Source organism: Pseudorhodoferax sp. Leaf274 (assembly GCF_001422445.1).
GTDB lineage: Bacteria > Pseudomonadota > Gammaproteobacteria > Burkholderiales > Burkholderiaceae_C > Pseudorhodoferax.
In genome coordinates, this window is record NZ_LMNA01000006.1 from 149,264 (window position 1) to 166,347 (window position 17,084).

Here is a 17,084-nt window from a genome sequence, read left to right on the forward strand (position 1 = left end):
ACCAGGCCGCGCGCCATGCCCCGGCCCGACGGCCTCCTATGATCCGCGGATGACCTGGATCCGCCGCATGGCCGCACTGGCCGCCGTCTTCTTCCCGCTTGTGCTGGCCCTCGGCAACGTCCCGGCACACGGCCAGACCCAGCCAGCGGCGGCCACGCCCGCGCCCTCGCCCACATCCTCGCGGGCGCCCGCCGCGGCACCTGCGCCCGCGCCAGCCGCGTCTGCGCCGGTCGAGACCCTGCCCGATGTGGCCCAGCTGCGCAGCGAGTTCGACCGGCTGCCCGAAACCGCCGTCGGCGCCGATGCCGTGCGCGCGCTGCAGGGCCGCTACGGCGGCCTGATCGCCAGCGCCAACAAGGTCATCGCGGCCCGCACCGGCCAGCTCAACGACCTCAACGCGCGGCTGGGCGAACTCGGCCCGGCGCCGGCGGCCGGCGCCAGCGAAGACCCCGACATCACGCGCCAGCGCCAGACCCTCACGCGCGAGCGCAACGGCGTGGACGCCGACATCCGCCTGGCACGCCTGGTGGTGGTCGATGCCCAGCAGCGCAGCGACGACCTGCGCAACCGCCAGCGCGACCTGTTCGAGGCCCAGTTGACCGGCCGTGCGCCCTCGCCGCTGGGCAGCGTGTTCTGGCAGCAGCTGGCCGATGCCTGGCCCGACGACCAGGCCCGCCTGTGGCCGCTGCTGGACGAACTCAAGGCCGCCGCGGTGCGCATGGGCGAGCCCGGCCACATCGGCCCCGTGCTGCTGGCGCTGGTGCTGGCGGTGCTGGCCATGACCGTGGGCGACCTCGCCGCCGAGCACGGCCTGGCGCGCCTGGCGCAGCGCCTGCTGCCCGGCGGGCGGCTGCGCCGCTCGCTGCTGGTGATCGCCATCGTGAGCGTGAACCTGGTGGTGGTCGCGCTGGCCATGCGCGGCCTGCTGCACACCTTGCGCGCGCACGCCGCGTTCGGCCCGCTCAGCAGCAAGCTGGTGGCGCTGGCCGACGACTCGGTGCTGTTCATCGCCTTCGTGACCAGCCTGGGCCGCGCGCTGCTGGCCAACCGGCGGCCGTCCTGGCGGCTGCCGCGCATGCCGGACACCCTGGCGCTGCGGCTCAACCCCTACCCCTGGCTGTTCGCGCTGGTCGGCGTGCTGGTGTGGCTGCCCACGCAGATCAGCGAGATCGTTGGCGCCAGCCTGGCCGCCGCCCACCTGGTGCAGACCGTGACCGCCCTGGCGCTGGCGCTGCTGGTCATGGGCGTGCTGCGGCGGCTGCACGGCCCGCAGGCTGCTGCTGCGGCGGCCACGCCCGAGGGCGATGCGGCGGCGGCCGAGCCCGAACGCCCGCTGTGGGTCGGCCTGGTGCTGGGCGCCGTGGCGCTGTCGGTGCTGGGCGTGGTGGTGCTCACGCTGTCCGGCTACATGGCCATTGGCAGCCTCTTGGCCGCGCAACTGGCGTGGACGGGCCTCGTCGCCATCACCTTCTACGTGCTGTTCAAGTTCGCCGACGACCTGTGCATGGCGGTGGTGGCGTCCAAGAGCGACTTCGGCCAGCGGCTGCAGCGCGGTTTCGGCTTCGCGCCGGCCACGCTCGACCAGGCCGCCGTGGTGCTGTCGGCGCTGGCGCGGCTGGTGCTGTTCTTCTACATGGTCATCGCGCTGCTGGCGCCGCTGGGCACGCGGCCCGACGAGGTGCTGGAGCAGACCGGCCGCATCGGCAGCGGCCTGAAGATCGGCGAATTCCAGCTGGTGCCCGCGGCCCTGTTCAGCGCGCTGGCGGTGCTGGTGGGGGGCTTCGTGGCGCTGCGCGTGGTCCAGCGCTGGCTGCGCGAGCGCTACCTGCCCACCACGACGATGGAGCCGGGCATGCAGAGCTCGCTGGCCACGCTGCTCAATTACGTGGGCGTGGTGCTGGTGGTGGCCGCGGGGCTGTCGGCGCTGGGCATCGGCGTGAACCGCATCGCCTGGATCGCCAGCGCCCTGTCGGTGGGCATCGGTTTCGGCCTGCAGGCCATCGTGCAGAACTTCATCTCCGGCCTGATCCTCTTGGCCGAGCGGCCGGTGAAGGTCGGCGACTGGGTGGTGCTGGGCACGACCGAGGGCGACATCAAGCGCATCAACGTGCGCGCCACCGAGATCCAGCTGGGCGACCGCTCCACCGTGATCGTGCCGAACTCCGAGTTCATCACCAAGACCGTGCGCAACATGACGCTCAGCAACGCCGAGGGCCGCGTGCTGATCCGCCTGCCGATGCCGCTGGCCACCGACGCGCCCAAGGTGCGCGAGATCATGCTGGCCGCCTGCGCCGCGCACCCCAAGGTGCTGCCGGTGCCTGCACCCTCGCTCTCGCTGGAGGGCGTGGAGACCGGCATGCTGGTGTTCCAGGCGATCTGCTACGTGGACGGGCCGCGCAATGCCGGCGGCGTGCGCAGCGACCTGCTGTTCGCCGTGCTCGACGCCTTCCGCCAAGCCGGCGTGGAGATGGCCGCGCCGCCCACCGTGGTGATGCCGCCACCGCCGCCCGCACCGGCCTGAGAACGTGCTCACGGTCTGAAGTCCGCAGAAACCCTGGGGGCGTCCTTCATCCGCCGCAGCAGCCCCGCACAATGCCCCCGCCCAGCCGCGCTGCATGGGGCACCGCGGCCTGCTCCACCAGAACGAAGGATCCAACAGTGACGACCCTTGCCCTGGCTTCCCTGTCCCGCCGGCTCGCCGTGCTTTCGCTGGCCTGCCTCACCACCTCCGCCGCCCTGGCCCAGAACAGCAGCTACGAGCCGCAGCGCGGCCAGGCTGGCAAGGACGTGATCTGGATCCCCACGCCGGACGAGACCGTCACGCGCATGCTGCAGATGGTGGAGGTCAAGCCGAACGACCGCGTGTTCGACCTGGGTTCGGGCGACGGCAAGATCGCCATCGCCGCCGCGCGCGAGTTCGGTGCGCGCGCCACCGGGCTCGAATACAACCCCGACATGGTGGGCCTGTCGAACCGGCGCGCGCAGGAGGCCGGCGTGGCCGACAAGGTGCAGTTCCGCCAGGCCGACATCTTCCAGGCCGACTTCTCCAGCGCCACCGTGGTCACCATGTACCTGCTGCCCGAGCTGAACCTGCGGCTGCGCCCGCTGCTGTTCAAGATGACGCCGGGCACGCGCGTGGTCTCGCACTCGTTCACGATGGGCGACTGGGCGCCCGACGAGACCGCCCGTGCCGGGTATGGCGACGTGTACATGTGGCACATCCCGGCCAACGCCTCGGGCAGCTGGAAGCTCAGCGGCGCCGGCCTGCCCGACACCTCGCTCACGCTGGCGCAGCGCTACCAGGTCGTCAGCGGCGATGCCATCTTCGGCGAGCTGCGCGCGAGCCTGGTGCGCCCGCGCATCTCCGGCGCGCAGATCAGCTTCGGGCTGCGCGACCCCAAGGGCCAGCTCTGGCAGTTCGAGGGCCAGGTGGCCGGCGCCCGCATCACCGGCACCGCCACGCGGCCCGGGCAGGCCGGCGTGCCGTTCGAGGCGCGCCGCAACGGCGAGGCCTCGCCCATCGCCGCCACCACGGCCGCGGCGGAACAGGAAGCCAGCCAGATCGCCGCGAGCCTGACCCGATGACGTCGCCGGCGGCGGCGGCGGCCGCGCCGCTGACGATGCGCCACGCCATCGCCATCACGGTGGGCGTGGTCATCGGCGCGGGCATCTTCAAGGCCCCCTCCCTGGTCGCCGGCAGCGTGCCCACCGCGGGCTGGATGTTTGCGCTGTGGGTGGCGGGTGGGCTCGTCGCGCTGGTGGGCGCGCTCTGCTATGCCGAGCTGGCCACCACCTACCCGAGCGCGGGCGGCGAATACCACTTCCTGTCGCGCGCTTTCGGCCGCGGCACGGCGCTGCTGTACGCGTGGGCGCGCTTCGCGGTCATCACCACCGGTTCCATCGCGTTGCTGGGCTTCGTGTTCGGCGACTACATGACGCAGCTGGTGCCGCTGGGGCCCTACAGCAGCGCGCTGTGGGCTGCCATCGCCACGGTGGTGCTCACCGCCATCAACCTGCGCGGCATCCGCAGCGGCGCCGAGACGCAGTCCTGGCTCACGGCCGTGGAGGTCGGCGGGCTGGTGCTGATCGTCGGCGCCGCGCTGTGGTTCGCCATGGGCGGCGGCAGCACACCACCGCCAGCAGCGACCGCGCCGGGCCCGGTCTCGCTGGCCGGCGTGGGCTTCGGCATGGTGTTCGTGCTGCTGACCTTCGGCGGCTGGAACGATGCGGCCTACATCAGCGCCGACCTGAAGGACCGCCGCGCCATCGCGCGCGCGCTGCTGGTCTCCGTGGTGTTCCTGACGGCGCTGTACCTGCTCGTGAACTGGGCCTACTGGTCGGTGCTGGGCCTCGCGGGCATGGCGAAGTCGCAGGCCGTGGCCACCGACGTGCTGACGGCCGCCTTCGGCCCCGGCGCGGGCAAGCTGATCGCGGCCATGGTGGCGGCGGCCGCGCTGACCTCGATCAACGCCACCATGATCGTGGGCGCACGCACCGCCAGCGCCCTGGGCCAGGACTGGCCGGCGCTCAAGGTGCTGGCCGCGTGGGACGAGCAGCGCCGCGTGCCGCGCAACGCGTTGCCGATCCAGTGCGTGCTGGCGCTCGTGCTGATCGTGCTGGGCGTGGCCTTCAAGGGGGGCTTCCAGGCCATGGTGGAGTACACGGCGCCGGTGTTCTGGCTGTTCTTCCTGCTCGTGGGCCTTGCGCTGTTCCGGCTGCGCGCCATCGACGGCGCGCGCGAGAGGCCCTTCCGCGTGCCCCTGTACCCGGTGCTGCCCGCGCTGTTCTGCGCCAGCAGCGCCTACATGCTGTGGTCCAGCCTGGGCTACGTGTATTCGCAGCAGCTGGGCGGCTTCAACGCGGCCTGGGTCGGCGTGGGCGTGCTGGCCAGCGGGCTGGTGGTGCTGGCCGCCATGCGCAGCACCGGGCGCTGATCAGGCCTCGGTGGCCACCGCCACGCGGTCGCGCCCCAGCCGCTTGGCCTGGTAGAGCGCGGCATCGGCGCGGGCCAGCACGGCCGCCAGACTGGTGTCGCCGTGCCGCACGCAGGCCACGCCCACGCTGACGGTACAGGCCGGCACCTTGTCCGTGGCCGGCAGGGCGGCCACGGCCTGGCGCATGCGCTCGGCCACCATGCGGGCCTCGCCCGCGCCGGTCTCGGGCAGCAGCACCAGGAACTCCTCGCCACCGTAGCGGCCCAGGCGGTCGATGTTGCGCAGCGCCTGGCCCAGCGCGTCGACCACGCGCGCCAGCACGCGGTCGCCCGCGGCATGGCCATGCCCGTCGTTGATGCGCTTGAAATGGTCCACGTCCACCATCAGCAGCGCAAAGCCATGTTCGAAGCGCTGCCAGCGGCCGAACTCGAGCGTGCTGTCCTGCAGCACCACGCGCCGCGCCAGTGCGCCGGTCAGGCTGTCGTGGTTGGCCAGGTGCTCGAACTCCGAGCGCAGCCGCTCGCTGGCCATCAGCAGCACGCCCACGCTGACCAGCAGCACCGAGAAGCTGTAGGTCGCCACGTAGACCGACTGCACGGGCGAAGGCGTGAAGCGGTACGAGGTGGGCGTGTCCAGCCAGAACGTGGACACCGCACGCACCAGCAGCACCAGCGCCTGCACCGTGAGCACGCCGGCCGTGAAGCGCGCCGCGAAGCCGCAGCCGCGGTGCTGCAGCAGCAGGCGGATGTGCACCAGCAGCACCACGGCCAAAGTGCCGGCGAATGCCGACAGGCGCAGCCGGTAGTCCGGATGCACGACAAAGAAGAACACCTGCCAGAGCAGCAGCAGCACGCCGACCGCCGCCCAGGGCCGCCAGCCGCTGCGCAGGCCGTGGAAGCGCCGGGTGCCGAAGTAGAACAGCGCGCAGCCGCTCATCAGCAGGCCATTGCCGAAGACCAGGATCACGAGCGGATGGAACACCTGCTCGAGCCCGTAGAAGATGGTCGAGGACGCCGCCACGAGCGGCGCCAGCCCCCACAGCCACATGCCGCGGATCGAGCCCGGGTAGTGCCGCCGGAGCATGAGCAGCACGAAGCCCATGGCCACGCTGGTCATGAACGCCATCAGGGTCAGGGAGCGCAGATCCAGGGCGATCATGGAGCGGCAGACACGGGCGAAGGATGAAAAAACGCGCGAGCGTACCGCATGCAACGCCGCCAGGCCGGCAGGCCGGGGTGGGCAGCGGGCGCTCAGCGCACCTTGCCGCTCAGCCAGGGATCGACGGGCTCGCCGCCGTAGTTCTCGACCAGGAACTCGATGAAGGCGCGCGTGCGCCGCGGCAGGTGGCTGCGGCTGGGCACCGCCGCGTAGACACGGTAGTTGGCCGCCGCCCAGTCGGGCAGCACGCGCTGCAGCGTGCCCGCCTGCAGGTCGTCGGCCACGTTCAGCGACAGCGAGCCGGCGATGCCGAAGTGGCCACGCGCGGCCGCGATCAGCACGGCCGCGTTGTGCGAGGTGATGGCCGAGCGCTGCGGCTGCAGCGTGGCGGTCTCGTTGCGGCCGTCCGCGCCATCGGAATGGAACAGCCAGACCTTGCGCTCGAACGCCGACTCGGGCACCAGGATGGTGTGCTGCAGCAGGTCCTCGGGCTTGTGGATGGGTGCATGCTGGCGCAGGTATTCGGGCGTGGCGCACAGCACCACCTCGGCGTGCGCGAGCAGCCGCGCGACGAAGTTGCCGTCCAGCGGGTCGGGGCCGTGGACCAGGATGGTCACGTCGGCGCTGTCGTCGGGCACCGCAGCCTCGGCGCTGGACAGCATGAGCTGGATGTTCAGCCCCGGATGCCGCTGCGCGAAGCGCGGCACCAGCCGGGCCAGGCTGGCCGTCAGCAGCTCCTGCGGCGCGGCCACGCGCAGCTGGCCGCGGATGTTGCCGGTGGTCTCGGTGGCCTGGTTGTTGGCGTCGTCGATGTCCTCGAGGATGCTGCGCACGCGCTCCAGGTACTGCGTGCCCACATCGGTCAGGGACAGGGCCCGCGTGGTGCGGTTCAGCAGCCGGCAGTTGAGCGACTGCTCCAGCTCGGCCACCGCGCGCGTGACCACCGAGTTGGCCACGTTGAGCGCGCGCGCCGCGCCGGCAAAACTGCCTTCGTCCACCACCTTGACGAAGGTGCGCATGGTCTTGAGTTCGTCCATGCGCGCATTGTCTCCGGCGTGCTACCTGGCCAGGCCCAGCTTCTCGATGATCGCCTTCTCGGTCTTCATGGTGTCCACCGCGTACTTGCGGTAGGCGGCGCTGTCCATGTAGTAGGTTTCCATGTCGAACTTGGCCAGCGACTCCTTGTAGTTGGGCATCTCCATGGCCTTCTTGAAGGCGTCGTGCAGCACCTGGGCGACCTTGGGGTCCGTGCCCTTGGGCACCACCAGGCCGAAGGGCGAGGTCTGCACGAGGTTGATGCCCACCTCCTTCAGCGTGGGCGCGTCCGGGAACTTGCTGGAGCGCTTGTCACCCCAGGTCGACAGCAGGCGCAGCCGGCCCTGCTCGACATAGGGGCCCCAGCCCGGCGTGTCGGCCACCGACATCACGTGGTTGCCGATCACCGCCTGCAGCGATTCGGAGTTGCCCTTGTACGGGATGTGGTTCAGCGTGATGCCGGACTGCATGGCGATGTTCTCCATCGTCAGGTGCAGCGTGGTCAGCGCGCCCGGCGTGCCGTAGGTGAGCTGGCCGGGGTGCGCCTTGGCGTAGGCGATGTACTCCTGCATCGTCTTGATCGGCGAATCCGCCGGCACCACCAAGCCGAAGGAATAGCCAGCCAGGCCGATCACGTACTGCAGGTCGGCCACTGGGTCCCAGTTGATCTTCTGCGTGTAGGGCAGCCGGAACACCGGCAGCGGCACCTGGGCCAGCGTGTAGCCGTCGGCCGGTGCGCTCTGCATCATCTGCGCGGGCAGCACGCCGCCGGCGCCGGGCTTGTTCTCGATGATCACGGGCTGGCCGAGGATCTTCGAGGCGTTCTCGGCCAGCACGCGGAACGGCACGTCCGTGGAGCCACCGGCCGTGAAGCCGATCAGGATCTTGATCGCCTTGCTGGGAAAACGGTCGCCCTGCGCCAGGGCGGGGCCGGCCGCCAGGCCGGCGGCCAGCAGCAGCAGGGACAGGGTGCGGCGCTTGAAGGATCGTGCGTTCATGGTCTCGATTTCCAGGGGAAGCATGGCCGGCTGGCGCCGGCCGTTTGGGGGATGGGTCAGCTGGCCGGGCAGCTGTTGGGCGTGCGCGAGGACGAGGAGAACCTGCAGCCGTAGGCGGGGTCGGCCACGGTGGCCCGGTCCAGCACCTCGTCGCCTGCGGGCTTGACGCCGTTCTGCGCCCAGTCGGCCATCGCGTCGAAGGCGGCGGCCTGCTCGTCCAGCGTGAAGTCGCAATGGCTCACGCCGCGGATGGCCCGTTGCACCAGCCACTTGTCGGTGCCCAGCGCCACGGCGCGGCGCTTGTAGATCTGCTCCATGCTGAACGGCACATACACGTCGCCCAGCGTGTGGATGGTCACCACGGGCACCTCGATGCGCGCATTGGCCTTGGGGAACCAGCGCAGGCCGTCGCGGCGCAGGCGGTTGGCCTCTGGGTCGGCGCGCAGGCGGTAGGCGGCCTGGTTGAAGGCCTGCTCGGCCGCCGTGAGCGCGGGGTCGTTGTCGAACTGGTAGCCGATGCCGGTGGTGTCGTAGCCGTCCTTGTTCAGGATGCCGTTGACGGTGCCGTCACGGCCGAAGGTGGCCCAGACGGTGGCGTTCATGCTGCCGGCAAAGCCCTCGTTGAACATGGGCCGCTCGCCGCCGGTGAGCTGCTTGACGATTTCCCTGTACTGGTCGCCCAGCGGCGTGGTGGCGCCCGGAAAGGCGGTGAACAGCGCCGAGCGGACCTGCGGCAGCAGCGCCTGCCAGTTGGCCACCGGCCAGGCCGTGACCGGCACGCCGGCCAGCTGCTGCGCCGCGATCTGCGAGGCGCCGAAGTAGTTGTAGAGCTCGGTGTCGCCCAGCACGCCGCACATGGGCACGGCACCGTCGTAGCGCACCTTGTGGTTGGCGGTCTCCAGTGCTTCCGCGTCGACGGCGGCGGCGGCGACGTGCCCGCCCATGGACCGGCCGATGATGTAGGTCTTGGTCGGCGCGGCCAGCGTGCGGCCGTTCTGCGCGCCGATCGCCCTGAACGCCAGCGCCAGGGCGTTGGTGTCCTCCACGCCGGCACGCACGTCGTAGTAGTTCTTGGAAAAGCTCGAAGCCGCCCAGGCATAGCCCTTGGCCACCAGGTGGGCGCGGATGGGCGCGTCGCTCACCGTGACCGTGGGACCGGTGCCCCCGTAGCCATGGGCATACATGACCAGCATGCCGTTCCAGTTCTTCGGCACCTCGACGCGGTAACCGGCGCCGCCCAGCACGCCCCACCAGCGGTCGGTCTCCGGCGCGCCGGCCAGCGCGGCGAACGGCAGGGTGGTCGTGTCGACGGAGAACTGACGGCTGTCCTGCTCGCGCACTTCCTCGGGCGCGGACGGCCCGCCGTCACCGCCGCCGCAGGCCGGCAAGGCCATGGCAGCGGCGAGCACGAACGTCAACGCAAGGCAGGGGCGGGAAGCGTGCAATGGCATGGCGGAGTCTCCTGGTGGGGTGTGGCGGCACACTGGAACCGCTCTAATTTCTCTTGGCGGAATTCAACGGATGCGTCGGTCTGAAGAATTTTCAGTATCGCCCTTGCACAAAAACATAGCTCTACGGGTTATCCATGACGACGCCACGCCGCCGACCGATCAAATAATTCCGCTTAGCAAAATTAAGAAGGGGTGCGATGGGACGCACGCGGCAGATCGATTTCGAGGAGGGCGCCGACAGCCGGCGCTTCGTGACCGCGCTGGCCCGCGGGCTGGACGTGCTGGCCTGCTTCAGCATGGACGAGAAGTGGCTGACCAACACCGAGATCGCAGCGCGCACCGGCCTGCCCAAGCCCACCGTGGTGCGGCTGGCCTACACGCTGTGCGTGCAGGGCTACCTGCGCCACTCGCGCGAGAGCGGCAAGTACGCGCTGGGCGACAGCGTGGCGGCGCTGGGCATCACCATGGTCTCCAACCTCAAGCTGCGGCGCATCGCCCGGCCCTACATGCAGGACCTGGCCGACCGCTACGACATCTCGGTCTCGCTGGGCATCCGCAACGGCCTGTCGGTGCTGTACGTGGAGAACTGCCGCTCGGGTGCGCCGCTCTCGCTGGGGCTGGACATCGGCTCGCGCATCCCGATCGCCGAAACGGCCATGGGCCACGCCATGCTGGCCGTGCTGGACGCACGCGAGCGCGAGCGCCTGCTGGCCGAGATCCGCCAGGCCGAGGGCGAGCGCTGGCCGCCGCTGCGCGAAGCCGTCGCAGCCGGCTGCGCGCACTGGCAGGCACGCGGCTTCACCGTGGTGGTGCGCGACTGGCAGACCGACATCAGCGCCGTGGGCGCGGCCATCCGCCAGCCCGATGGCCGCGTCATCGCGTTCAACGCGGGCGGCCAGGCCAGCAAGTTCCCGCGCGCGCTGCTGGAGCAGGAGATCGGCCCGCAGCTCGTGCGCATGGTCAAGGGGCTGGAGTCGTTCGTGCGCAGCGAGGACGTGTAGCCTGCGGCGTCAATGCGGCGTGGCCGCCATGTCCACGCCCCGCAGCATGCGCGCGACCAGCCAGGCCGCGCCCGCGACCAGCACGGCACCGGTCAGCGCGATGGCCTGCAGCGCGCCGGTGAAGCCGGCCTGGGCCGACTGCAGCAGCGCCGCCCCCTGCCCGGCCGGCAGCGACTGCGCCAGGTGCACCGCACCGCCCAGCGATGCACCGGCCGCCACCAGCGCGTCGGCGCCCAGCCCCGGCGGCCATGCGGCACCCAGCCCGTGGCGGTAGACCACCATGCCGGCACTGCCCAGCAGCGCGATGCCCAGCGCGCCGCTGAATTCCGAGGCCGTCTCCGACAGCGCGGAGGCCGCGCCGGCCCGCTCGGGCGGCGCGGTGGTGATGATGATCTCGTTGCCGATGGTGAACACCGGCGCCATCCCCAGGCTCATGACCACCGTGGCCGGCACCAGCAGCCACAGCCCGTGCCCGGCCGCCAGCATGCCGAAGCCCAGCGCCGCGGCCGACAGGCCGACGACGAGCACGCGCGCCCTGGGCCAGCGTGCCGAAAGCGTGGGCGCCAGCAACGAGCCCGCGACGAACGACAGCGCCCACGGCAACGTGGCCAGACCGGCCTGCAGCGGCGTCAGCCCCAGCACCAGCTGCAGGTACTGGGTGATGAAGATGTAGACGCCGAACATCGCCAGGCAGGTCAGCGCATAGGCCGCCAGCGCGGCACAGAACGGCGCATGGGCGAACAGCCGCACGTCCAGCAGCGGATAGGCGATCCGGCCCTGGCGGCGCAGGAACAACGCCCCCACCGCCAGGCCCAGCAGCGTGACCGCCGCGGCGGCTGCGCCCAGGCCGTGCTCGGCCAGTTGCTTGAGCCCGTAGATCGTCAGCAGCACGGCCGCCAGCGACAGCGCCACGCTGGCCAGGTCGAGCCGGCCCGCCTGCGGGTCGCGGTACTCGGGCAGTAGCCGCGGGCCGAGCACCAGCGTCAAGGCCATCACGGGCACGTTGAGCCAGAACACCGAGCCCCAGTGGAAATACTCCAGCAGCACGCCGCCCACCAGCGGCCCGATGGCGCTGCCCAGCGAGAACGCCGCGATCCATATGCCGATGGCGAACTGGCGCTGGCCCGCGTCGTGGAACATGTTGCGGATCAAGGCCATGGTGGACGGCGCAATCGTCGCGCCGGCCAGGCCCAGCAAGGCGCGTGCGGCGATCAGCAGTTCGGCCGTGTGGGCCAGCGCGGCCAGCGCCGACGCACAGGCGAAGAAGGCGGCGCCGATCAGCAGCAGCCGGCGCCGGCCGATGCGGTCGCCCAGCGTGCCCATGGTGATCAGGAAGCCCGCGACGAAGAAGCCGTAGATGTCCAGGATCCAGAGCAGCTGCGCGCTGGAGGGCTGCAGCTCGCGGCTCAGCACCGGCAGCGCCAGGTTGAGCACGGTGAGGTCCATGGCGTAGACCAGGCAGGGCAAGGCCAGCACGGCCAGGCCGGTCCATTCGCGCGCGGTGGCGCGGGCGGGCAAGACGGAAGAAGAAGCAGACATCGGCGCAATCTACCTGGGGCGGATGTCTGCACGACGAACGGGCCGCACCGCCATCGACCCGCCTGCGACGGCGCGGCCGCCGCGCCGCCAGCCTGGCCGAGGGACAGGCTTGCGGCGCGGGGCGCCCAGGCCTCAGGCGGCGGCGACCACGCGGACGGGCGCGGAGCGCCGGCCGAGGAAGCCGGCACCGGCGGAGACCGCCAGGCCCAGCAGCAGCACGAGCACGCCGGACCAGGCCGCACGGCTCACGCCCTTGGCGGTGGCGTCGGCCGCCTCGCGGGCCTTCTGCTCGGCCTGCACCTTCAGTTCCTGGTACTTCGCGACTGCCTGGTTGTAGGTCTTCTCGTAGTTCGTGGCGATCTGCTCGGCCTCGGCGCGGCTCTTGCCCGTGCGCGCCACGATCACGTTCACCAGGGCTTCCTTGTCGGCGGCGTCCAGGGCGGGTTCGGCCTTCTTGCGCAGCCGGTCGAAGAACGCGGAGATCTCGCTGCCGGCATCCTGCGGTGTTGCGGCGGCGTCTGCGGCGCTGGCCTTGCCGTCCTGCACGGCGCCTTCGGCCTGCGACTTGACCGTGTCGGGGTTGAGCTCGGGCTTGCCGGTCTGGCGCATCAGGATTTCAAGCTGGTTGCGGGCGTCGGAGAAGTCGAAGTCGATGCCGCTCTTTTGCAGCTGCTGCTTGACTTCGGAGGCCACGCCCGGCGCAGCCGCGGCAACGCCCTGGCCGGCCAGGGCCAGGCCGCTGCCGGCCACGCGCGATGCGGTGCCGATCACGCCGGTGGCCAGCGAGGACAGTGCGTAGACCGTGACCAGCGTCGTCACGGCCCAGCACAGCACGCCATGCAGCATGCCCTTGGCAGGCGCGTTGCGGCCGGCGAAGTAGGCGCCGATGGCCAGCGCGACCAGCGTGGACACGCCGACCCAGATGCCGGCGCCGGTGCCGAAGCCGGCCAGCGGATTGCCGGCCTGCATCGCATCGATCGAGCCCGATCCGATGGCGGTGCCCAGCGTGCCGAGGAAGAGGTAGGTGGCCAGCGCGAGCAGCAGGCCCGCGAAGACCGAGCCCCAGGAGATGGGGGGCGTGGCGACCAGTGGCACGCCAGGGGTGAGCACGGTGGTGTTGTTCATGGTGTTGTGCGGTGTGGGTTGCGGGCGATGCGGCGGGTGGAGCGTGTACGGCGCAGATGGCGCTCAGCGCCGGGCCAGCGCGGCGCCGATCAGGAACGCAGCACCCGCCACGACGGCGGCGGCCAGCACAGGGTTGCGGCCGGCCGAATCGCGCAGCGCGGCCATCGCCTCGCCGGCGGTCTGCTCGACGCTGCCGGCGGCCTGGCGCGCCTTGCCTTCGAGCTGCAGCGAGCGGTCGCCCGTGGCGCCGCCGACAGCGTCCTGTACGCGGCCCGCGATCTTGTGGAGTGTTCCTTCGGCTTGTTCGAACATAGTTATCTTTCGCATGGTTGTCGTGGTCCCCGTGCCGGGCCGCCAGCGTGTGGCCGGACCATCGGGCGCCCGCACGATTGCAGGCAACTGCATGCTAGGCAGGCGGGCCCGCGGGCCGCCGCGAAAAGCACGCCACTGCGCGTAGGCCGGCAGCCTGTGGCATTGCGAGCGCGCGCAACCCGTGGCCGCCGGGCGTCAGGCTCATTCACCGCCTGGCGCGTACCACCGGTCCTTGCCCAGCATCACGCGGTGGTGGCCGGCGCCCGCCGGCATCATCGGGAAGCAGTTCTCCTGCGCGGCCACCTGCACGTCGAGGAAGAACGGGCCTTCGTGCGCCAGGCATTCGGCCAGCGCGGCGTCGAGCTCTTCCGGGTCGGCCACGCGCCGCGCGCCCCAGCCGAAGGCCTTGGCCAGCGCCACGAAATCGGGCAGCGCGGCATTCCAGCTGTGCGAGAGGCGGTTGCCATGGTTGAGCTCCTGCCACTGCCGCACCATGCCCATGTAGCCGTTGTTGGACAGCACGAGCTTGACGGGCGCCCGGTGCTGCACGGCCGTCGACAGCTCCTGGATGTTCATGAGCACCGAGGCATCGCCGCTCACGCAGATGCACAGCGCTTCAGGATGGGCGATCTGCGCGCCGATGGCAGCCGGCAGGCCGTAGCCCATGGTGCCGGCGCCGCCCGAGGTCAGCCAGCGCCGCGGGCGCTCGAAGCGCAGGTATTGCGCGGCCCACATCTGGTGCTGGCCCACGTCGGTCGAGACGATGGCGTCGACCCCGGCGATGTGCGCCTGCAGCGTGGCCATGAGCTGCTGCGGCAGGATCGCCTCGCCGCCGGGCGCGAAGTCCAGGCAGCGCTCGGCGCGCCAGCGGTCGACGCGCTGCCACCACGGGCCGAGCCGCGCGGGGTCGAGGCCGCGCAGCTGGGGCAGGGCCAGCAGCGCGTCGAGCACGGCGCCGCAGTCGCCGACGATGGGCACGTCGACCTGCACGGTGCGGTGGATGGCGCTGGGGTCGATGTCGATGTGGATCTTGCGCGCATGCGGGCAGAACTCGTCGAGCTTGCCGGTCACGCGGTCGTCGAAGCGCGCGCCCACGTTGACGACGAGGTCGGCCCCGTGCATGGCGAGGTTGGCCTCCAGCGTGCCGTGCATGCCCAGCATGCCGACGAACTGCGGGTCGGACGCGGGGAACGCGCCCAGGCCCATGAGCGTGAGCGTGCAGGGGCCGCCGACCTGGCGTACCAGCTGCGTGAAGGCCGCGCAGGCCGCGGGCCCGGCGTTGACGAGGCCGCCGCCGCCGTAGAACACGGGCCGGCGCGCCGTGGAGATGAGGTCGGCCGCGCGCTGCAGGCCGCCGCGCGGCAGGGCCGCCGCCGACGCGCCGCGCAGCGGGCGCGCGGCAACGGGCCGGCCGACGGGCGCCAGCTGCACGTCCTTGGGCACGTCGAGCAGCACCGGGCCCGGCCGCCCGCCGGCGGCGATGGCCAGCGCGCGCCGCACAGCGTCGCCCACCTCGTCCGCGCGGCGCGGCTGGAAGTTCCACTTGGTCACGGGCCGCGACATGCCCAGCGCATCGCTTTCCTGGAAGGCCTGGGTGCCGATCACGGCCGTGGCCACCTGGCCGCTGATGCACAGCACAGGCACGGAGTCGCTCAGCGCGTCGAGCAGGCCCGTGATGGTGTTGCCCACGCCGGGGCCGGAGGTGACCAGCACAACCCCCACCCTGCCCGTGCTGCGCGCATAGCCTTCGGCCGCGTGCACCGCAGCCTGCTCGTGGCGCACGAGGATGTGGCGCAGCCGCGGCTCGCCATGCAGCGCGTCGTACAGCGGCAGCGCGGCGCCCCCGGGATAGCCGAACAGCGTGTCGACGCCGCCCGCGATCAAGGCGTCCAGCAGCGCCTGCGCGCCATTGCGCGGGGCGGCGGGCGGTACCGGCAGGGCGGCGGCGGGAAGGGGGGCGAGGACGTCGGAGGTGTTCATGCCTTCATTTTTTCGGCGCAGGCGCAGAATGGGCTTCTGATTTTTCGACGCGATTGCTGCTAAACCAGAATTTCAAACGGCTCAACCCATGTCCGACGGAAGAATTTTCGACAAGACCGATCTCGCCATCCTGCGCATCCTGCTGCAGGACGCGCGCCGCACGCTGCAGGAGATCGGCGCCGAGGTGGGCCTGTCGCCCACCAGCTGCTGGAGCCGCATCAAGCGCCTGCAGGACGAGGGCGTGATCCAGCGCTACACCGTGGCGGTGAACCCGGCCAGCCTGGGCTACCACGACACCGTGATCGTGCAGCTCACCCTGGAGAGCCACACCGAGGACACGCTCTACGCCTTCGGCCAGGTGCTGGCCACCATCCCCGAGATCCTGGAGGCCTACCTGGTCTCGGGCGACTACGACTACTACATCCGCATCGCCGTGCGCGACACGCGCGACTACGAGCGGCTGCTGCGCGAGAAGCTCTACAAGATCCCGGGCATCCGGCACAGCAAGTCGCACTTCGTGCTGCGCGTGCTCAAGCAGTCCACCGTGCCGGTGTAGGCCGGGGCCTACGCCGCGGCACGGCCTTGGCTGACGTGCAAAACCGCCAGTGCGCAGCGACGCTGCCACATTTGCGCTCGATCATGCGCAAATGCGCCGCCATTGGCGTTCAACCCACGAGCAGAAAGGCCTCCCCATGCGCAGCAGCCGGCAGTTTTCCACCCATGGTCTTCTGACGGCGGCGCTGGCCTGCGGTGCCAGCGGTGCCATGGCCCAGGCCCAGGGCCTGACATTCCAGCAGGACCCGCGCGTCTGGCTCCAGCTGTCGGCGTTCCGCCCCAGCGTGGACACCAACCTGCGCGTGGACGACACCGACAGCGTGCTGCGCGGCACGCCGCTCAATGGCGAGGACGACTTTGGCCTGGCCGGCCACAAGACGGTGCCGGCGGCGCTGCTCGGCGTGCGGATGGGCGAGCGCTGGCGCGCCGAGTTCGAGTATTTCTCGCTGAACCGCAGCGCCAACGCCACCACCAGCGGGCTGCGCTTCGGCGATGCCCAGTTCAGCGCCAACATCGACACGCGCATGCGCACGCGCACCTACCGGCTCAGCGCGGGCTACTCGTTCCTGAAGGACGCCGACCGCGAGGCCGGCCTGCTGGTGGGCGCGCATGTCACCGACGCGCTGATCAGCGTGCGCGGCGCGGCCATCGTCAACGGCCAGTTCGTGGGGGCGTTCACCGAGCGGCGCTCGGAAACCGTGCCGGCACCCACCATCGGCGTGTATGGCAACTACCGCATCGCCCCGCGCTGGGAGCTCAATGGCCGCATCGACCTGTTCAAGCTGAACGTGGGCGACTACGACGGCCGGCTCGTGAACCTGCAGGCCAATGCGCTCTACCGGGTCACGCCCAACGTCGGTGTCGGCCTGGGCTGGCGCTACCACGACCTGCGCGTGGACGCCGATGCGCGCAACTTCTCGGGTGAACTGAACTACCGCATGAGCGGGCCGCAGCTGTTCCTGCAGGCCGGCTTCTGAGCGCCAGCGCCGCGCGGGC

At 71.2% G+C, this 17,084-nt stretch carries 14 protein-coding genes; 6 read left to right on the forward strand and 8 right to left on the reverse strand.

Going from position 1 to position 17,084, the window contains the following annotated elements; all coding sequences use genetic code 11:
• Positions 1-49 precede the first annotated feature (49 nt).
• The 3 genes from ASF44_RS10960 to ASF44_RS10970 all read left to right on the forward strand — a co-directional run bounded on the left by ASF44_RS10960 (position 50) and on the right by ASF44_RS10970 (position 4,934).
• The gene (locus ASF44_RS10960) at positions 50-2,521 is read left to right on the forward strand and encodes a DUF3772 domain-containing protein (protein WP_056899253.1); all 2,472 of its coding nucleotides are present in this window, start codon (positions 50-52) and stop codon (positions 2,519-2,521) included.
• A 137-nt stretch (positions 2,522-2,658) separates the two neighbouring features.
• Positions 2,659-3,585, forward strand: coding sequence for a cyclopropane-fatty-acyl-phospholipid synthase family protein (locus ASF44_RS10965; RefSeq protein ID WP_162243800.1), 927 nt, complete (start codon positions 2,659-2,661; stop codon positions 3,583-3,585).
• Positions 3,582-4,934: an APC family permease gene (locus ASF44_RS10970; RefSeq protein WP_235579189.1), complete on the forward strand. Its 1,353-nt coding sequence runs from the start codon at positions 3,582-3,584 to the stop codon at positions 4,932-4,934. The genes ASF44_RS10965 and ASF44_RS10970 overlap by 4 nt, the downstream gene beginning before the upstream one ends.
• Here ASF44_RS10970 and ASF44_RS10975 read toward each other — a convergent pair whose 3' ends face one another.
• The 4 genes from ASF44_RS10975 to ASF44_RS10990 form a co-directional block, all read right to left on the reverse strand.
• Positions 4,935-6,092 (reverse strand): diguanylate cyclase, encoded by a 1,158-nt coding sequence (locus tag ASF44_RS10975; protein ID WP_056899255.1) that lies wholly within the window; start codon positions 6,090-6,092, stop codon positions 4,935-4,937. It abuts the gene before it with no gap.
• A 92-nt stretch (positions 6,093-6,184) separates the two neighbouring features.
• Positions 6,185-7,129 carry a LysR family transcriptional regulator gene (locus ASF44_RS10980; RefSeq protein WP_056899256.1) on the reverse strand — a complete coding sequence of 315 codons (945 nt, stop codon included), beginning with the start codon at positions 7,127-7,129 and terminating at the stop codon, positions 6,185-6,187.
• 21 nt (positions 7,130-7,150) lie between these two features.
• A complete protein-coding gene (locus ASF44_RS10985; RefSeq protein WP_056899257.1) occupies positions 7,151-8,125 on the reverse strand; it encodes a tripartite tricarboxylate transporter substrate-binding protein in 975 nt (324 codons plus the stop codon).
• Between the two features lie 56 nt (positions 8,126-8,181).
• Positions 8,182-9,576 carry an alpha/beta hydrolase gene (locus tag ASF44_RS10990; protein WP_082524678.1) on the reverse strand — a complete coding sequence of 465 codons (1,395 nt, stop codon included), beginning with the start codon at positions 9,574-9,576 and terminating at the stop codon, positions 8,182-8,184.
• Between the two features lie 197 nt (positions 9,577-9,773).
• Here ASF44_RS10990 and ASF44_RS10995 point away from each other — a divergent pair, with 197 nt between their 5' ends.
• Complete coding sequence (locus ASF44_RS10995) at positions 9,774-10,577, forward strand: IclR family transcriptional regulator (RefSeq protein WP_056899258.1); 804 nt, start codon at positions 9,774-9,776, stop codon at positions 10,575-10,577.
• A 9-nt stretch (positions 10,578-10,586) separates the two neighbouring features.
• Here the strand turns inward: ASF44_RS10995 and ASF44_RS11000 are convergent, their stop codons facing one another.
• From ASF44_RS11000 to ilvB, 4 genes are all read right to left on the reverse strand, one after another.
• Positions 10,587-12,116: an MFS transporter gene (locus ASF44_RS11000; protein WP_082524679.1), complete on the reverse strand. Its 1,530-nt coding sequence runs from the start codon at positions 12,114-12,116 to the stop codon at positions 10,587-10,589.
• A gap of 132 nt (positions 12,117-12,248) precedes the next feature.
• Positions 12,249-13,241: a hypothetical protein gene (locus ASF44_RS11005; protein WP_056899259.1), complete on the reverse strand. Its 993-nt coding sequence runs from the start codon at positions 13,239-13,241 to the stop codon at positions 12,249-12,251.
• Positions 13,242-13,304: 63 nt separating this feature from the next.
• Entirely contained in the window at positions 13,305-13,553 is a 249-nt protein-coding gene (locus ASF44_RS11010) for a CsbD family protein (protein ID WP_056899260.1), read from the reverse strand.
• 201 nt (positions 13,554-13,754) lie between these two features.
• The gene (gene ilvB, locus ASF44_RS11015; protein WP_056899261.1) at positions 13,755-15,533 is read right to left on the reverse strand and encodes a biosynthetic-type acetolactate synthase large subunit; all 1,779 of its coding nucleotides are present in this window, start codon (positions 15,531-15,533) and stop codon (positions 13,755-13,757) included.
• 88 nt (positions 15,534-15,621) lie between these two features.
• On the opposite strand from ilvB, the gene ASF44_RS11020 reads away from it, so the two are divergent.
• Together ASF44_RS11020 and ASF44_RS11025 are read left to right on the forward strand one after the other, a co-directional pair.
• Positions 15,622-16,089: an Lrp/AsnC family transcriptional regulator gene (locus ASF44_RS11020; protein WP_056899262.1), complete on the forward strand. Its 468-nt coding sequence runs from the start codon at positions 15,622-15,624 to the stop codon at positions 16,087-16,089.
• A 136-nt stretch (positions 16,090-16,225) separates the two neighbouring features.
• Positions 16,226-17,065: an outer membrane beta-barrel protein gene (locus ASF44_RS11025; RefSeq protein ID WP_056899263.1), complete on the forward strand. Its 840-nt coding sequence runs from the start codon at positions 16,226-16,228 to the stop codon at positions 17,063-17,065.
• The last annotated feature ends 19 nt before the right edge of the window (positions 17,066-17,084 follow it).

Excerpts from the sequence above, each read along its gene's own strand:
- ASF44_RS10960 (WP_056899253.1), top strand. The coding sequence starts at position 50 with ATGACCTGGATCCGCCGCATGGCCGCACTGGCCGCCGTCTTCTTCCCG.
- ASF44_RS10970 (WP_235579189.1), top strand. The coding sequence starts at position 3,582 with ATGACGTCGCCGGCGGCGGCGGCGGCCGCGCCGCTGACGATGCGCCAC.
- ASF44_RS10975 (WP_056899255.1), bottom strand. The coding sequence starts at position 6,092 with ATGATCGCCCTGGATCTGCGCTCCCTGACCCTGATGGCGTTCATGACC.
- ASF44_RS10980 (WP_056899256.1), bottom strand. The coding sequence starts at position 7,129 with ATGGACGAACTCAAGACCATGCGCACCTTCGTCAAGGTGGTGGACGAA.
- ASF44_RS10985 (WP_056899257.1), bottom strand. The coding sequence starts at position 8,125 with ATGAACGCACGATCCTTCAAGCGCCGCACCCTGTCCCTGCTGCTGCTG.
- ASF44_RS10990 (WP_082524678.1), bottom strand. The coding sequence starts at position 9,576 with ATGCCATTGCACGCTTCCCGCCCCTGCCTTGCGTTGACGTTCGTGCTC.
- ASF44_RS10995 (WP_056899258.1), top strand. The coding sequence starts at position 9,774 with ATGGGACGCACGCGGCAGATCGATTTCGAGGAGGGCGCCGACAGCCGG.
- ASF44_RS11000 (WP_082524679.1), bottom strand. The coding sequence starts at position 12,116 with ATGTCTGCTTCTTCTTCCGTCTTGCCCGCCCGCGCCACCGCGCGCGAA.
- ASF44_RS11005 (WP_056899259.1), bottom strand. The coding sequence starts at position 13,241 with ATGAACAACACCACCGTGCTCACCCCTGGCGTGCCACTGGTCGCCACG.
- ASF44_RS11010 (WP_056899260.1), bottom strand. The coding sequence starts at position 13,553 with ATGTTCGAACAAGCCGAAGGAACACTCCACAAGATCGCGGGCCGCGTA.
- ilvB (WP_056899261.1), bottom strand. The coding sequence starts at position 15,533 with ATGAACACCTCCGACGTCCTCGCCCCCCTTCCCGCCGCCGCCCTGCCG.
- ASF44_RS11020 (WP_056899262.1), top strand. The coding sequence starts at position 15,622 with ATGTCCGACGGAAGAATTTTCGACAAGACCGATCTCGCCATCCTGCGC.
- ASF44_RS11025 (WP_056899263.1), top strand. The coding sequence starts at position 16,226 with ATGCGCAGCAGCCGGCAGTTTTCCACCCATGGTCTTCTGACGGCGGCG.